At 71.9% G+C, this 15,835-nt stretch carries 14 protein-coding genes; 10 read left to right on the top strand and 4 right to left on the bottom strand.

The window, feature by feature from the left end; translation table 11 throughout:
* Positions 1 to 36: 36 nt before the first annotated feature.
* The 3 genes from QSK10_RS32085 to QSK10_RS32095 all read left to right on the top strand — a co-directional run bounded on the left by QSK10_RS32085 (position 37) and on the right by QSK10_RS32095 (position 3,634).
* Positions 37 to 648: a hypothetical protein gene (locus QSK10_RS32085; protein ID WP_285667269.1), complete on the top strand. Its 612-nt coding sequence runs from the start codon at positions 37 to 39 to the stop codon at positions 646 to 648.
* The gene (locus QSK10_RS32090; RefSeq protein WP_285667270.1) at positions 645 to 1,430 is read left to right on the top strand and encodes a substrate-binding periplasmic protein; all 786 of its coding nucleotides are present in this window, start codon (positions 645 to 647) and stop codon (positions 1,428 to 1,430) included. Before QSK10_RS32085 ends, QSK10_RS32090 begins: the two co-directional genes overlap by 4 nt.
* Before the next feature lie 1,520 nt (positions 1,431 to 2,950).
* Positions 2,951 to 3,634 (top strand): thioredoxin-like domain-containing protein, encoded by a 684-nt coding sequence (locus tag QSK10_RS32095; protein WP_285667271.1) that lies wholly within the window; start codon positions 2,951 to 2,953, stop codon positions 3,632 to 3,634.
* A gap of 49 nt (positions 3,635 to 3,683) precedes the next feature.
* On the opposite strand, the gene QSK10_RS32100 is transcribed toward QSK10_RS32095, so the two are convergent.
* Entirely contained in the window at positions 3,684 to 4,328 is a 645-nt protein-coding gene (locus tag QSK10_RS32100) for an alpha-ketoglutarate-dependent dioxygenase AlkB family protein (RefSeq protein ID WP_285667272.1), read from the bottom strand.
* Between the two features lie 38 nt (positions 4,329 to 4,366).
* On the opposite strand from QSK10_RS32100, the gene QSK10_RS32105 reads away from it, so the two are divergent.
* Positions 4,367 to 4,780: a VOC family protein gene (locus QSK10_RS32105; protein ID WP_285667273.1), complete on the top strand. Its 414-nt coding sequence runs from the start codon at positions 4,367 to 4,369 to the stop codon at positions 4,778 to 4,780.
* Here QSK10_RS32105 and QSK10_RS32110 read toward each other — a convergent pair.
* Positions 4,777 to 5,772: a hypothetical protein gene (locus tag QSK10_RS32110; RefSeq protein WP_285667274.1), complete on the bottom strand. Its 996-nt coding sequence runs from the start codon at positions 5,770 to 5,772 to the stop codon at positions 4,777 to 4,779. The genes QSK10_RS32105 and QSK10_RS32110 overlap by 4 nt on opposite strands.
* 331 nt (positions 5,773 to 6,103) lie before the next feature.
* On the opposite strand from QSK10_RS32110, the gene pstS reads away from it, so the two are divergent.
* From pstS to QSK10_RS32135, 5 genes are all read left to right on the top strand, one after another.
* On the top strand, positions 6,104 to 7,201 hold the full coding sequence (gene pstS / locus QSK10_RS32115) for a phosphate ABC transporter substrate-binding protein PstS (protein WP_285667275.1): 1,098 nt from the start codon (positions 6,104 to 6,106) through the stop codon (positions 7,199 to 7,201).
* Positions 7,202 to 7,336: 135 nt separating this feature from the next.
* Positions 7,337 to 8,401: a phosphate ABC transporter permease subunit PstC gene (pstC, locus tag QSK10_RS32120; RefSeq protein ID WP_285667276.1), complete on the top strand. Its 1,065-nt coding sequence runs from the start codon at positions 7,337 to 7,339 to the stop codon at positions 8,399 to 8,401.
* A gap of 49 nt (positions 8,402 to 8,450) precedes the next feature.
* The gene (pstA, locus tag QSK10_RS32125) at positions 8,451 to 9,521 is read left to right on the top strand and encodes a phosphate ABC transporter permease PstA (protein ID WP_285667277.1); all 1,071 of its coding nucleotides are present in this window, start codon (positions 8,451 to 8,453) and stop codon (positions 9,519 to 9,521) included.
* 13 nt (positions 9,522 to 9,534) lie between these two features.
* On the top strand, positions 9,535 to 10,311 hold the full coding sequence (pstB, locus tag QSK10_RS32130; RefSeq protein WP_285667278.1) for a phosphate ABC transporter ATP-binding protein PstB: 777 nt from the start codon (positions 9,535 to 9,537) through the stop codon (positions 10,309 to 10,311).
* A gap of 570 nt (positions 10,312 to 10,881) precedes the next feature.
* Entirely contained in the window at positions 10,882 to 11,379 is a 498-nt protein-coding gene (locus QSK10_RS32135) for a hypothetical protein (protein ID WP_285667279.1), read from the top strand.
* 221 nt (positions 11,380 to 11,600) lie between these two features.
* On the opposite strand, the gene QSK10_RS32140 is transcribed toward QSK10_RS32135, so the two are convergent.
* Together QSK10_RS32140 and phoU are read right to left on the bottom strand one after the other, a co-directional pair.
* Positions 11,601 to 12,260 (bottom strand): SRPBCC domain-containing protein, encoded by a 660-nt coding sequence (locus QSK10_RS32140; RefSeq protein WP_285667280.1) that lies wholly within the window; start codon positions 12,258 to 12,260, stop codon positions 11,601 to 11,603.
* On the bottom strand, positions 12,257 to 12,907 hold the full coding sequence (gene phoU / locus QSK10_RS32145) for a phosphate signaling complex protein PhoU (RefSeq protein ID WP_285667281.1): 651 nt from the start codon (positions 12,905 to 12,907) through the stop codon (positions 12,257 to 12,259). The genes QSK10_RS32140 and phoU overlap by 4 nt, the downstream gene beginning before the upstream one ends.
* Before the next feature lie 190 nt (positions 12,908 to 13,097).
* Here phoU and QSK10_RS32150 point away from each other — a divergent pair, with 190 nt between their 5' ends.
* A complete protein-coding gene (locus tag QSK10_RS32150; protein ID WP_285667282.1) occupies positions 13,098 to 15,809 on the top strand; it encodes a helix-turn-helix transcriptional regulator in 2,712 nt (903 codons plus the stop codon).
* Positions 15,810 to 15,835: the final 26 nt, after the last annotated feature.

The following is a 15,835-nucleotide window of genomic DNA, read 5'->3' on the forward strand; positions in this document are numbered from 1 at the left end:
GGATCGTTAACCCGAATGCACCATTCGGGGGGATCTATGCGAAAGATCGTCCTGGCGGCCGTCGCCGCCTTCACTCTCTTCTCTTCTTCTCCAGCCTCCGCCGATCCGCCGTTCCCCGCGCCTTCGGGCCCGGCCCCGGTGGACCCGGCCTCCTTCACCGACGTGGGCGTCGCCCGTCTCGTGGTCGCCCTCGACGACGGCGCCGTGTCCGTCACCGAAGGCCAGCGCGTGACCTACACCGTCACCGTGGCCAATGACGGCGGCACCGCCTACGCCGACGCGCGCGTGGCGCACGTCCTGCCGTCCGGTGCCCGGCTGCACTCGGCCGCCGGGGCTGCGGGCGTCGACGGCGGCGAGGTCACCTGGCGGGTGCCGCTGGCGCCCGGCGAGCGCCGCGTCTTCACCGTGACCGCCGACGTGGTCTCCGGTGAGCTGACCGCGACGGTGTGCGTGGCCCCCGGTCCCGGGCGCGCCCTGGCGTCCTGTGCCAGCGACATCGACCTCTACGCGGCCTCTCCCGCGCGAAGGGCGTGGGCGGCGGCGGCCACCGTCGCGCTTACCGGCATAGTGGTCTCCGGCGGAGCGCTGCTGCTGTGGCGGCGCGCGGCCCTGAATAGCAGGCACCGGAGCGGGAAGGCGGCCCGATGAGGCGGTACGGGAAGGTCGTGGCGCTCGTCGTCACGGCGGTGGCGGCGCTGACCGCGTGCACCGGCGGCGGCGACACGACCGAGTACGGCCTGTCCCGCGAGGGCAAGCTGTCGGTCTGCGTACCCGTCCCCACCCCCATGTACGCCCAGACCGGCGCGGGCGACACCGTCACCGGCCTGGACGCCGACGTCCTCGCCCAGGTGAGCGGCAAGCTCGGGCTCAGCCCGCAGTACGTGGTGATCCCCGCCGACTGGATCGGCACCGACAAGCCCTTCGACGAGAGTCGCTGCGAGGTCATCGCCGGCGGCCGCATCATCGACGCCTCGACCCGCGACGTCCTCGACTACACGGTGCCCTATCTGCGCACCCACGTGTCCCTCCTCGTCCGCGCGGACTCGCCCGTCAAGCAGCCCACCGACCTCAAGGGCAAAGCGGTCGCCACCCCCGGCGCCCGCCCCTGGACCGGCGTCCTCACCACCTACGCCGGCGAATGGGGCGTCACCCAGTCCCAGCAGCCCGACATGGTCGCCGCCCTCGCCGCCCTCGACGCCGGTGACGTGCCCGCCCTCCTGGCCGATGACGCCTCCCTCCGCTACCTCGCCACCCAGCAGCCCGGCCGCTACCGGCTCGTCGAGGGCGTCGCCGAGCCCGGCCTCCCCGTTGCCTTCGCGACCTCGATCTACATCGAGAACGACCTCCGCGACGACCTGAACAAGGCGATCAAGGACCTCGACACCAAGGGCGTCCTGGCCGGAGTCGTGAAGGCCTGGACCGGGGCTTAGCGGTTCTGGCCGGTGGGAGTTCTGACCGGCCGACCGCTGTCACTTGAGGCGGTGGCCGGGGGCGTCTCGCCGTGTGTGGGACGGGTTCTCCACAGGGTTGTCCACAGGCGGTGACGGCGGGCTCGCCATCGGTTCCCGTGCCGTGTCGGTGGGCGTCACCCGCCGCCGCTTGGCCGGGCCCGGCTGAAGCGGATTTCAGCCCCGCGGCCCCGGCTTGGGTGCAGTGTGGTGCCGTGCCGTGCCGTGCCGTGCCGTGCGTGGTGTGGTGGCGTGGCCGGGCAGGACCGTCTCCGGTTACCACCGCGCGCACCGGCCGCACGGCCCGTGCCACCCACACGGCTAACGCTGCCAGCACCGGCCGCCCTGTGGCAGTCACGCCGTCTGTGCCGTCAGCACCGGTCACACGGCTCGCCACCCGCACGGCTTCACGCCGCCAGCACTGGCCGCGCCGCCCCGTGGCAGCCACGCCGTCTGTGTCGCCAGCACCGGTCACACGGCTCGTGCCGCCTGCACGGCTCACGCCGCCAGCACCGGCCGCGCCGCGCGTGCCACGCCGCCCTGTGGCAGCCACGCCGCCTGTGCCGTCAGCGCCAGTCATACCGCCAGCGCCACCAGCGTGGCTCCCGCCACCAGCACCAACCGCACCGCCAGCGTCGCCCCCGCTCGCCGGGCCTCCTTCGTCCCGCAGCCGGTGCGGCCGATGTGGTCTCCCCGGCCGTGACGGGGGAGTCGCCCTCCACGTGTGCGCCGGATGCCACCCGGGTGCGGTGGAGAAGCCTGGCGGAAGGGCTTCGTGCGGAGGTTCGGGGCATGACCGTCCTCGCCGATCCCACCCACCCGCTGCGGGCATGTTCCCGCCCGGCCCATGCGCCTCGTCGTCGGGCGAGGCGTTCACCGCGCCCAGAGTGACGCCTCCACCTCGGCCACTGGAGCTCACCTCGCCCGCGACGGCCGTCCACCCGTGCGCCCACCATGGGGCGAAGCGGTCGTCGCGCTCACCCGCCGGGTTCTCCTCGGCCGTCGTCGGTGCGGCCCACGACCGCGCTGTGGGCGTCGGGCGCGTCCCGCGCGCCTGTCCTCACTCCCGCGCCACCGGTCCGGGCGCCCCCAGGGGGTGATGCGGTCGCCGTGCTCGGCGCGCTGCATTCACCACCGTCACACTCTCGCCACACGCCTCACCTCGCCCGACGCAACCCGTGAGACGTCCCGTCCCGCCCTGCCCATGCGCCTCACCCAATGGCGGTGCCTTCACCGCGCCCGCGATGGCCGCTCCGCCATCCGCGCGAGTGGCGTCGGGCCGCCCATGTCCCCGTGCCCGCAGAAGCCCGCGCGTCACGCCCGAGTCCACCCGCCCCACCCATCCCATCCACCGCCCCCACCCCGTCGCACCCCATCGGCACCTAGGCTTCCCCCTGCCCGGCCGCCTCGCCGGTCACCATTCGTGAACTCTTCTCAACCGGGTCTGGTGAGCGTCCTTCCGGCTTAGTACTATTCGCCTTCGTACTTAGGAGGCGGACAGTATGAGCAAGAAGGCCAGCGCGCCCCGGTCGCGCGCGGGAGCGCCCGGCAACCGGAAGCGCACTCCCGTCGTCGTGGCCAAGCCGGGACCGAACTGGGGCATGATCGCGCTGTTCGGGCTGGTCGGCGCGGTGGTTCTGGGCTTGATCGCGTGGAGCATCATCACGGTCACGCAGAAGAACAACGCGAACCCGAGCTCGCCCTCCGACATCGAGGGCCTGTCCAACTTCCGCACCGGCGCCGAGCTGGGCCGCAACCACGTCCAGGGCGACCAGACGTACCCGCAGTCGCCTCCGGTCGGCGGCAACCACAATCCGGCGTGGGAGACCTGCAATGGCGTGGTCTACACCCAGCAGGTTCCCGACGAGCACGCCGTGCACAGCCTGGAGCACGGCGCGGTCTGGATCACCTACAGCCCGGACCTGCCCGCCGACCAGATCGCCTCGCTGTCCAAGCGCGTCGAGGGCAAGGACTACACCCTCATGAGCCCCTACCCGGGCCTGGACAAGCCGATCTCGCTGCAGGCGTGGGGCTACCAGCTGAAGGTCGACAAGGCCGATGACGAGCGCATCACGCAGTTCATCAACCTGTTCCGCCTGAAGGCCTCCGTCGAGCCCGGCGCCACGTGCAACGGCGGCGTGCAGGCCACCGGCGCGGCCCCGGTCGACACCTCGCAGGGCGCGTAGTCCGCACGACTTCGCCAAAGGCGCCTCCACCTCGGTGGGGGCGCCTTTTTCACAGCCCGGACATCCGCAGGGTGATGTTCACGCGGCCGACGAGGTCCAGGTGCCGCGGGCAGGTCCCGGGGAACGTGCGCGGGACCGCGTGGAACGCCATCCGGGACGGCCCGCCGAACACGAAGAGGTCACCCGACTGGAGCGACACGTCCGTCCACGGCCGGTTGCGGTGCTCGGTGCCGCCGATGCGGAAGGTGCAGGTGTCGCCGAGGGAGAACGACACCACCGGCGCGAGACTGCGCTCCTCCTTGTCCTGGTGCATGCCCAGGCGCGCCTCACGGTCGTAGTAGTTGACCACCGCGATGTCCGGGGCGTAGGACGCGGCCAGCTCCGGCCGCCCGTAGGCGTCGGCGAGCGCCTCGCGGCCCAGCTCGGCCAGCCACTGCGGCATCGGTTTCACCGGGTGCCCGTCGTGGGCGACGCGCGTGAAGCGGTACGGCTCCCACCGCCAGCCCAGGCAGACGGTGCGGATCGACATCTTGCGTCCCTCGCGCAGCTCGATCTGGTGCATCCCGGCGGGCGGGCGCGCCCACTCCCGCGAGGCCGCCAGCAGCGCGGTCTGCCGTTCGGGCGACAGCCAGTCGGGGACGTGCACCGCCCCCGGCGCGACATGCGCGCGATCGCGGGGGAGAGGCAAGGTCATGCTCCGATTTTCGCACACCTGTGCGGTAACCTGTCGCGATGAGAGGACGCCCGAACCACCCCGACGGCACCCCCCGCGAGAAGCGCCATGACTACTGGGGCGTGGTCCTGGAAGCGCCCGAGCCCCTCGTGGTCGGCCGCTTCTACGCCGGGCTGCTCGGCTGGGGACTGGTCAAGGAGAACCCCGAGCACGTCATCCTCGCCCCGCCCGACGGCGTCGCCTATCTCGCCGTCCAGCGCGGCGACGTCGCGCCGGTGTGGCCCGCCGAGGAGGGCCGCCAGCGCATCACCTCGCACCTGGACTTCGAGGTCGCCGACCTGGACGCCGCCGTCGCCCACGCGATCGAACTCGGCGGTCGGCTCGCCGAGTCGCAGCCGCAGGAGGACGTGCGGGTCATCCTGGACCCGGCGGGGCATCCCTTCTGTCTCTACGTGGACAAGTCCGTGGACTAGTCCAGCCGCCACACCGCCGTCCCCGCCGCCACCCCCGTCGCCCACAGCCCGTCCCCGAGCGGGACGGGCCGGCCCGTGACCTCGCGGTCGTAGGCCACCTCGGTGACCGCGCCGGACTCGGTGTCGACCAGCCGGTGCCGGTCGGGGCCGAGCTCGACGTCGTCCTCGTTGCCCGAGGAGATGACGGTGTCCTCGCTCAGGAAACCGCCCACGTACCGCCACTGGGCGCGGTCCTCCCCGCCGGACGGGAAGTGGTCCTCGGCGAGGCACTCCATCAGCGGCTCCGCCTCGCCGGGCCGGTGCACCGACAGCGACTCCTCGTAGTGCGCGACGGTCATCACCAGCGTCCCGGACGGGCTCACGTCCAGCGGGACCCGGTCCACCGACACCTCGCGCGCGACCAGCCCGTCCCGGTACGCGCCGAAGTACACCGGCACGCCGTCCTGGCCCTCGCCCACGCACAGCAGCATCGACCCGTCCGGCAGGGACAGGTGGTGCGAGCCGTGCGCGTAGGTGTCCAGCGCGTGCCGGGCGAGGACGTCGCCGGTGGCGGCGTCCAGGACCAGCCACTCCTCGCCCCCGTCGGCGCGGACGTGCGCCCACAGCAGCGCGCCGTCGGGAGAGAAGGCCGCCGAACCGCCGTCGGGGTAGCGGTGCCGGGAGTCGTCGGCGTAGTCGGCGGACGCGTGGCGCTCGCCGCAGCGCGCCCAGCAGGCGTGCGGGAGCTCCCACAGGGGCTCGCCGGAGGTGCTAGTGACGCGCAGGGCGTGCGTCCCGGCCACCGCCACGCGATCGCCCGCCGGGGAGAGGGCGACGTCGTGGACGTGCCGGTCCGGCCAGGGCGGCGCGATCTCGAACGCGGGGGCGTCCCCGGCCAGCAGCGCGGCCGTGGAGGTGAAGAAACGGCGGCCATCGGCGCGCCAGGTGACCCGCCCGGCGCGGTGGTCGAGGGACGCGTGCGGCAGAAGGGCCACGATGACCGGTTTCGGCATGCGCGAAGGTTAACCGGGCGGGGTGACGAGAGGCCCCGAAGCGTGTGACCGCGGTGACCGTCTAGATCACGAGAAACGGACCTACAGGTATCCCCTGCGCGAACGGGCAATAAACGGAATCGGTGAAAACCGGCATCATACCCGCGATAACTCCGCTCCGTTTATAACGAATCAGCAGCACAGAGCCCTGTTCACTCTTTGTTCACCGAGGCAGGGTGTGGTCGCTACCTGACGCGCTTAACTTTCGCATCGGTTGATGGACGTCAACCCCGGAAAGCGGCCCAATCGACGGGGCGTCCGGACCAGAGGTTCTGTGAAAGGAACGACTCTCGTGAAGCTGCTTCGGCACGGCGTGATCGCCGGCCTCGTCGTCTCCGCGACCCTCGCCATGGCGGCGTGCGGCTCGGACAACCAGGGTGGCGACAACAAGCCCGGCGCCCAGGCCCCCTCTGGCGACTGCGCCACGGGCACGCTGAACGTCCAGGGATCTTCCGCCCAGAAGATCGCCATCGAGGCGTGGATCGCCGCCTACCAGGCGAAGTGCAAGGGTTCGACCATCACCTACAACGCCAACGGCTCCGGCGCCGGCATCGAGGCGTTCAACGCCTCCACCGCCGACTTCGCCGGTTCGGACTCGGCGCTCAAGGACGACCAGCTCCCCGGCGCCAAGGCGCGCTGCAAGAGCGGCGCCCCGGTCCACCTGCCCATGGTGATCGGCCCGATCGCGGTCGTGTTCAACGTCGAGGGCGTGGACAAGCTCCAGCTGAAGCCCGCCACGATCGCCGGCATCTTCTCCGGCAAGATCGCCAAGTGGGACGACGCGGCCATCAAGGCCGACAACCCCACCGCGAAGCTGCCCTCGGCCCCGATCCAGGCCGTGCACCGCTCCGAGGACTCCGGCACCACCGACAACTTCACCAAGTACCTCGGCAAGACCGCCCCCGAGGTCTGGACCTGGCCGAACGCCAAGAAGTGGCCGATCGACGGTGGCGTGGGCCAGAAGGGCTCCGACGGCGTCGCCTCCGCGGTGAAGAGCACCGTGAACTCCATCTCCTACGTCGAGCTGGGCTTCGCCGAGACCTCCGGCCTGAAGAAGGCCGCCGTCCAGAACGGCGCCGGTGAGTTCGTCGAGCTGACCCCCGACGCGGCCTCGAAGACCTTCGCGAACGCCACGAACAAGGGCACCGACACCGACATCAAGCTTGAGCTGGACTACAAGACGGCCGAGAAGGGCGCCTACCCGATCGTGCTGGCGACCTACGAGATCGTCTGCTCCGCGGGCAACGGCGACAAGGCCGCGCTGCTGAAGTCCTTCCTGACCTACACCGCCTCCACCGCGGGCCAGGCGGAGCTGACCAAGATCGGCTACGCCCCGCTCCCCGAGTCGGTGCGCGGCAAGGTCGAGGCCATCGCCAAGTCCATCGCGTAACACGCCCCAGTACGCACCCACCCACGGGATTTGAAGACAATGACTGACGGTGACATGAATCGCCCCGCGAACACGGGACCGTCGGTGCTGCCGGCCCAGCGAACGAGTGAGAACTCGTTCGCTGGGCTCGGCGGCGTGTCCTCTCCGGACACCGCGGCCGACGAGTTCTCTCCGCGCACCGCCCTTCCGAGTGTCGAGGTGCCCACCCGCACCGCTCCGGCCCCCGCGCCGGACGTGACGGACGCCCCCGGCGAGCCGCTGCCCCGCAAGCGCCGCGTCGGCGGCGAGGGCTACTTCAAGGCCGTCACCACCGTGGGCGGGTCCGCCGTCCTGGCCATCATCGCCGCGATCGCGCTCTTCCTGATCGTCGAGGCGATCCCCTCCCTGCGGGCGAACAAGGAGAACTTCTTCTCCTACCTGAAGTGGAACCCCAACCCGCTCGACGACGCCCACTTCGGCATCGCGTCCCTGGCCTTCGGCACGGTCCTGTCGGCGGCGATCGCGCTGCTGGTGGCCGTCCCGATCGCGCTGGGGATCGCCCTGTACCTCTCGCACTACGCCAACAAGCGCGTGGCGACCATCCTGGGCTTCGCCGTCGACTTGCTGGCGGCCGTCCCGTCGGTCGTCTTCGGCCTGTGGGGCCGCGAGTACTTCGCCGGGCCGGTCACCGACTTCTCGGTGTGGCTGAACAAGTACCTCGGCTGGATCCCGCTGTTCTCCAGCGAGACCGGCTTCGGCCACTCCGTCCTGCTGGGCTCGCTGGTCCTGGCGATCATGATCCTGCCGATCGTGACCTCCCTGTCCCGCGAGGTCTTCATGCAGACCCCGCGCGAGCACGAAGAGGCCGCCATGGCCCTGGGCGCCACCAAGTGGGAGGTCATCCGCACCGCGGTCCTGCCCTACGGCCGCCCCGGCATCGTCGCCTCGGTCATGCTCGGCCTCGGCCGCGCCCTCGGCGAGACCATCGCGCTGGCCATGACCCTCGGCTCCAGCTTCCTGATCTCCTGGTCGGTCGTGGAGCCCGGCGGCAACACCATCGCCGCCAACATCGCCAACTCCTTCGGCGAGGCCAACCAGCAGGGCCGCAGCGCGCTCATCGCCTCCGGCCTGGTCCTGTTCGCGATCACCCTCATCGTGAACATGAGCGCCCGCGCGATCGTGCGGCGGCGCAAGAAGTTCCTCGCGGCGGCGGCGACGTGATGATGACCGCGGCGATTACCAACGACGTAGCGAACACGGAGAAGGCGGCATGACCACCCTCACCATCACCGACACGGGCGCCCAGCTCAAGGCCCGGCGCCTGCCCAAGTGGGCGCCGTGGGCCATCGGCGCCGCGGCGATCGCCGTCGGGCTCGGCGGGGTCACCTACGCCGCCGACGGCGGGCCGGTCATCGGCGCCATCGTGGCCGCGCTGCTGTACTTCATCGCCCTCGTGGTGATCTCGACGGCCGTCGAGGGCGCCCGCTCGGCGAAGAACCGCGCCGCCTCCGCCCTCATCGGCTCGGCGTTCGTGCTGGCGCTGCTGCCGCTGCTGTCGGTGGCCGCCACGACCATCTCGCGCGGCCTGACCCGCCTGGACGGCGACTTCTTCTACCGGTCGATGAACGGCATCACCGCCTTCGACGCCGGTGGCGGCGCCTACCACGCGATCCTGGGCACGCTGGAGCAGGTCGGCATCGCCGTCCTCATCACGGTGCCGCTGGGGCTGTCCGGCGCGATCTACATCGTCGAGTACGGCCGCGGCCGCCTGGCGAAGTGGATCCAGTTCTTCGTCGACGTCATGACCGGCATCCCGTCCATCGTGGCCGGTCTGTTCGTGCTCTCCTTCTGGGTCATGATCATCAGCCCGCTGTTCAACGACGGGCGCCCGGCCTACTCCGGCTTCGCCGCCTCGCTGGCGCTGTCGGTGCTGATGCTGCCGACCATCGTCCGCTCCGCCGAGGAGATGCTGCGGCTGGTGCCGAACTCGCTGCGCGAGGGCGCCTACGCCCTCGGCATCCCGAAGTGGCGGGCGATCCTGAAGATCGTCATCCCCACCGCGCTGCCCGGCATCGTCACCGGTGTCATGCTCGCCGTCGCCCGCGCGGCCGGCGAGACCGCGCCGGTCATGCTCGTCGCCGGTGGCGCCTTCGCCATCAACGGCAACCCCTTCTCCGGGCAGCAGACCTCGCTGTCCCTGTTCATCTACGACCAGGCCGGCACCGCGTCCCAGTACGCGCCCGCCCGCGCCTGGACGGCGGCGCTCACCCTGGTGGCGCTGGTGCTCCTGTTCACCGTCGTCGCCAAGCTCATCGCCCGGCGCTCCAAGCTGACCCGATAACGAGGAAAGATCAATGGCCAAGCGGATCGAAGCGGACAACGTCACCGCCTACTACGGCAACTTCAGGGCGATCGACAGCGTGAGCATGGTCATCGAGCGCAAGTCGGTGACCGCCCTGATCGGCCCGTCCGGGTGCGGCAAGTCCACCTTCCTGCGCTCGATCAACCGCATGCACGAGGTCATCCCCGGCGCCCGCGTCGAAGGATCGATCAACGTGGACGGACACAACGTCTACGACAAGGACGTCGACGTCACCGCCGTCCGCCGCATGATCGGGATGGTCTTCCAGCGCCCCAACCCCTTCCCCACCATGTCGATCTTCGACAACGTGGTGGCGGGCCTGAAGCTCCAGGGCGTCCGCCGCAAGGGCGAACTCCAGGTCGCCGCCGAGAAGGCCCTCCGCGGCGCCAACCTCTGGGAAGAGGTCAAGGACCGCCTCGACAAGCCCGGCGCCGGCCTCTCCGGCGGCCAGCAGCAGCGCCTCTGCATCGCCCGCGCGATCGCCGTCGAGCCGCAGGTCGTCCTCATGGACGAGCCCTGCTCGGCCCTCGACCCGATCTCGACCCTGGCCATCGAGGACCTGATCGGCGAACTGAAGGACTCCTACACGATCGTCATCGTCACCCACAACATGCAGCAGGCCGCCCGCGTGTCGGACAAGACCGCGTTCTTCTCGCTGGAGAAGACCGGCGAGCCCGGCCGCCTCGTGGAGTACGACGACACCCAGAAGATCTTCACCAACCCCAGCGAGAAGCGCACCGAGGACTACATCACCGGCCGCTTCGGCTAGGCCGCGAACGCGCTCGTCCAGCACCGCCCCGACGGCTGTCGGGGCGGTGTTTTTCGCGTACGGGGGGAGGCGATGCGTGTGTGAAAGGTTGCGTCACCTGGGATGCAGGGCGGTCGTTATGGCTGGTGGAGTGGCGGTGCGATGACCGGCGCTCCGGCTGGAACCTTGACAACTGCACAGGGTGATGGGGCCAGTATGTGTTGATGCCGGTGGCGCTGGGCGCCCCGGCGGTGCCGTGACCTGACGGCGGGATCCGTGTGCGCAGGGGGCATGGGGCGGGGTCCTGGGGCGGTGAACGCGGCGTGGGTGGAGCCCGTGTGGCGGGTGGATGAGGCGCGGGTGGCGAGGCGTGCGGATGGTGCGATGGGCCGTGGCGTGCGTGGTGATCGCAGCCGGGCGAGTGCCATGGAGGGCGTGGGCCCGGGGCCGGGCGGCGGCGAGGCGGTCGGCCTCTGGGTGGTCCCGGCAGGCCCGGGGTGGCGGGGGATCCCGGGCGGAAACGGCCATGCGCTGAGAGCGACCCAAACCACCCCCTACCCCCACTGACTTCCCTGTGGCAGGATCCGCCCCATGGAGAAGTCCACCACCGCCTTCATCCGTGACGTCGCCGCCCAGTTCCTCTACCCCGTCCCCACGGGCTGGGAGCGGGCCGATGTCGGCGAGGGGCCCACCAGCGGCATCGCGCCCGCCGATGTCGCCGAGGCCGAGGAGGGCCGCAAGGCCACCGTCCTGGCCGGAGTCCTGGAGGAGGCGCCGGGGCGGGATCCGGCCACCGCCGCCCTTCAGCTCGCCTACGGCTGGGCGCAGCTGTCCGACGCGCGGGTCAGCGCGTCCTTCGCCGACGAGGAGTCGCGGGCCATCGAGATCGACGGACGCCGCGGCGGCACCGCGAGTCTCGTCGCGACGTTCCCGGGCAGCAGCAGCGGTGATCTGCGGTTGCGGGTCACGCTTGTCGAGGTCGCCGACGGCTACTGGTCGTACCTGATGGGCACCGCGCATCCGGGGGCCGCCGACCTCATCGCCGACATCGACGCCGTCCACGAGGGACTGCTGGTGGCGATCGGCTAGCGAGCGCGGGCGGGTACCGCCAAGATGCGGGCCCGGCGGCGAAAGGGCGACCGGGCGGCCCAAGCGCGTGCCGTGGCCGAGCGGGTCCGCAAGCGTGGGCGCGAAGGTGCGGCCGAGTGCCGGTCGGCGCATGGGCCAGATGATTTACCGGAGCCTGCCCTGGGGCCGCTGCTTCGTTCGGGCCGACGAGCGCGGCCAGAGCCCGGGCCCGATGACCCGCGCTAGAAGGCCGCCGCCTCCGAGGCGCAGACCCGTCCCTCGCGCACGTACTCCACCTTCACCGCTCCCTCCACCCCGAGCCGGGTGAAGAACCACACGTCGGACAGCGCGAACACCGCCGCGCCGCCCAGTCCGACCAGAAGGTCGCCGGGGCGGAGTCCGGCGCGGGCGGCGAAGCCGTGCGGGGACACCGACTCCACCTCGACCCCGGCGGGGGTCTCGGTGAGGTCGGCCTCCAGGGAGGCGCGCCAGGTGTACATGCGGTCGAGGCGGACGCCGTCGCGCAGGTACAGGTAGAGCCCGGCCAGCGACTGGCGCCAGCCGAGGACGGTGCCGTCGAGGTGCCCGGAGGGCAGGTCGCCGAAGCCGCGTTCGTCGATGGTCACGCGGGTGACGGGTCCGTCGGCGGTGAGGCGGACGGTGGTGCGGCGGGGTGTCGGCACGGCGGCGGGCGGTTCGGTCCAGGTGAGCCGCTCGTGCGGTACCGACTCCACGACGGGCCAGGTGAGGCGGCCGTGGCCGGGGAGGTCGAAGACGAAGGCTCCGGCGTCGCAGGACACCAGACCGGGCAGCCAGGCCGAGACGAACTCGGCCTCGGTGAAGTAACGCCAGACCGCCGAGGGCGGGCCGTCGAAGGCGAAGACTCCCCGGTAGTCGCTCAATCGCGCAGCCGCACGTCGCCGGTCACCAGGTACACGACCTGGTGGGCGATGTTGACCGCGTGATCGGCGTAGCGCTCGTAGAAGCGGCCCAGGAGGGTGAAGTCCACCGCCGCCTCCACGCCGTAGGGCCAGTCCGACAGGAGCTGCGCGAACATGCGCTTGTGGAGGGCGTCCATCTCGTCGTCGTCGAGGCTGAGCTGCGTGGCGTCGAGCTGGTCGCGGGTCCCCAGGATCTGGGTGGCCTTGGTGGCGATGCGGACGGCGACCTCGGCGAGCGAGGTGAACAGCGGCATCGCCTCGGTGGGGACGGCCGAGGCCGGCGCGCGCATGATCGCGATCTTCGCGATGTGCTTGGACAGGTCGCCCATGCGCTCCAGATCGCCGGTGATGCGGATCGCCGAGAGCATGAAGCGCAGGTCCCCGGCCATCGGCGGGCGCGTCGTCATCAGCTCGGCGACCTGGTCGTCGACGCGGTTGCGCATCGCGTTGACGCTGGCGTCCATCTCCACGACCCGTTCGGCGAGGTCGGTATCGCTGGTGAGCAGCGCGCGGCTGGCGCGGCCCATCATGTCCGTCACCGTTTGCGCCATGCCGACGAGGCTGGCGTCGAGTGCCGCCAACCGCTCGTGGAAATCATCTCTGACCATTGTCACGAGTGTATTGTCGGCGCTCACCGAACGGGTAGGCGGCTACCGGATTACATCGCGATGAACACCCGTACCGTGTTCCGGCGAAACGTTCGGCCGCTTCCCATGTGCGGTCTCCTGTGCAACCGTCTACACCACACGGCGGGCGTGAACCGCGCGTTACGTGGAACCGCCGGGTTGGGAGCGTGCGATGGTCGATGTCATTCCCGCCGCGGTGGTAGCGCGGCCGAAGGTCACCGGGATGATCAGGCGGGCGCTGGCGCGGACCCGGACGGTGGCGCTCACCGGCCCGCCGGGCTCCGGGAAGACGAGCCTGCTGGGGATGCTCGGCGATGCGGGCGAACGCGTCCTGCGGCTCGCGCCGACCGGGCGCGACAGGGACGTCTCCTACGCCACCGTCACCGAATTACTCTCCGCACTGCCCGCCGGGGACATCGCCCGGCTCCCCGAGCCGCGGCGCCTGGCGGTGCGGGTCCTGCTGCGGCAGGAGACCGGTGGCGACGTCGACCACCTCGCGGTGCGTCTCGCCGTCACCGAGCTGCTGTCGGGGGGACGGACGCTCGTCCTGCTCGACAACGCCGACGACGTGGACGAGGAGAGCGCCGACATCCTCGCCTTCGCCGGGCAGCACACCCCGGACGGCGGGCTCGCCCTCGTCGCCGCCCGCCGCACGGACGGACCGCCGGGCGCGGTGGAGATCGCGGTGCCGCCCTGGGACCTCGACGAGATCGCCGAACTGCTCGCCGGGCACGGCCTGCCGCAGCGGCTGGCGGGACGCGTGTTCCGGGCCTGCGGCGGCAATCCGCGCCTCGCGGTCCGCATCGGCGCCGCGATGGGCGGCTGGCCGCGCGCCGACACCGCCCTGCCCCTCCCGGAGGTCGCGCGAAGACCGGTCCGGGCGCAGCTCGCCTCCCTCTCCGCGAGCGTGCGCACGACCCTCCTCTACGCGGCCCTCTCCGACCGGCCCAGCACGTCGCTGCTGGCGCGCGCCGGTCGCGCGAGCGCCCGCGAGGACCTCGCCGCCACCGCCGCGGCCGGGCTGACCGTCTCGCACCGCGACGGGCGCGTCGCCTTCACCTCCGGGCTGGTCGCCGACACCGTGCGCGACGAGGCGTCCTCGGCCGACCTGGTCGACGCCCACGCCGCGCTCGCCGGGGTCACCGACGATCCCGTGGCCGCGGTGTGGCATCGCGCGCACCTGTCCACCGCCGCCGACGAGGCGCTGGCCGCCGAGCTGGACGCGGCCGCGCTAACCGCCCGCGAGCGCGGTGCGCGGGCCCGGTCGGCGGAGCTGTCCTTCCTGGCCGCCGAGCGCACGCCCGCCGCCGACCAGGCGGCGATGCTGCGCCGGTTCGTGGCCGCGGCCGGGGACGCCGGGCTCGCCGGGGACGTGGGGCTCACACGGCGGGCCGCGGCCGTCATCCTTGGGCGCGTCACCGAGGCGTCCATGCGGGTGGTGGCCCTGACCGCCGTCATCGAATGCGCGGGGCAGGCCCTGGGCAGCGTCGATGACGTGTTCGCCGACATGGCCGAGGCCGCCCGCGACGAGCCGGGCCTGCGGGCGATCCTGCACCTGTGGATCTCCTGGCGCTATTACATCTGCGAGGGCGACACCCGCCGCGCCCACGACGAGGCCCGCGAGGCGCACCGGCTGGCGGTGGAGGGCGGCAACCTGGAGGCCGAGATCGAGGCGCTGACCACCGCCGCGCGCCTCGCCCGCGCGCTCGACCTGTCCGATGTGGACGAACTGCTGGACCGGGCCGGGGAACTCGACCCGGACGTCACCGTCACCGCCGTGCGCGGCTCGGCCAAGTTCATCCGCGCCCGCAACGACCTCTTCGACGACCGGCTCGACTCCGCCCGCGACACCCTCCTCGCGCTCGTGCCGATCGCGCAGCGGCACGGCGACATCAAGGACCACTCCGACGTCCTGCGCAGCCTCGCCGAGGTCGAGATCCGCGCCGGGCGGTGCGCGCTCGCCCTCGACCACATCCGCCAGGCCACCGACCGCCTCGCCGACTCCGACACCTCCACCGCGACCGTCTGGTACGTCGTGGCGCTGGCCGAGACCGCCGGGGGTGAGCTGGCCCGCGCGGCCAGCTTCGCCCGCCAGGGCCTGCGCTCGGCGCACGAGGACCACGACGTGCTGTTCACCTCGCGCTGCCTGTTCGCCCTCGGCCGCGTCCAGATGCTCACCGGTGACGTGGCCACCGCCGCCCAGACCTTCCGGGAGGTCCGCGCCTTCGAGACCGCCTTCGACATCGCCGATCCGGCGATCCTCCAGTGGCACCGGGAACTGGCCGAGGCGCTGGCGATGACCGGGGACCTGGAGGAGGCCGCCCGCATCATCGACAAGACCCGCGTGGAGGCCGCCGGGAAGCCCAATGTGCTCGCCGGGCTCGACCACGCCGACGGCGTGCGGCTACTGGAGGGCGGGGACGCGGGCGCGGCCGCGCGCCGGTTCACCGCCGCCCGCGAGGGCTTCGCGCGGCTGGGCCTGCCGCTCGAAGAGGGCCGGACGCTGCTGGCCATGGCCCGCCTGGAACGCAGGCGCCGGCGCAAGGCGGCGGCCCGGGCCCTGCTGGCCGAGGCCGCCGCGCTGTTCGCCCGCTGCGCCGCCCGGCCCTGGTCATCCCTTGTGGACGCCGAGCTGGAGCGGCTGGACGGGGCGAAGTCCGACGCCTCCGCCGAGCTCACCGAGGCCGAGGCGCGGCTGGCGGCGCTGGTGGCGTCCGGGGTCAGCAACACCGAGGCGGCCGCGAAGCTCTACATCAGCGTCAAGACCGTGGAGGCGACCCTGACCAGGGTCTATCGCAAGCTCGGGCTGCGCTCCCGCGCGCAGCTGGCGGCGCGGCTGGCCGAGCCGACCCTCGCCGAGCGGGTCAAGGGTTTTCCCCAGTAGCCCGGGGGTGCCGCGCGGCAATAGCG

Source organism: Actinorhabdospora filicis (assembly GCF_030269765.1).
GTDB lineage: Bacteria > Actinomycetota > Actinomycetes > Mycobacteriales > Micromonosporaceae > Actinorhabdospora > Actinorhabdospora filicis.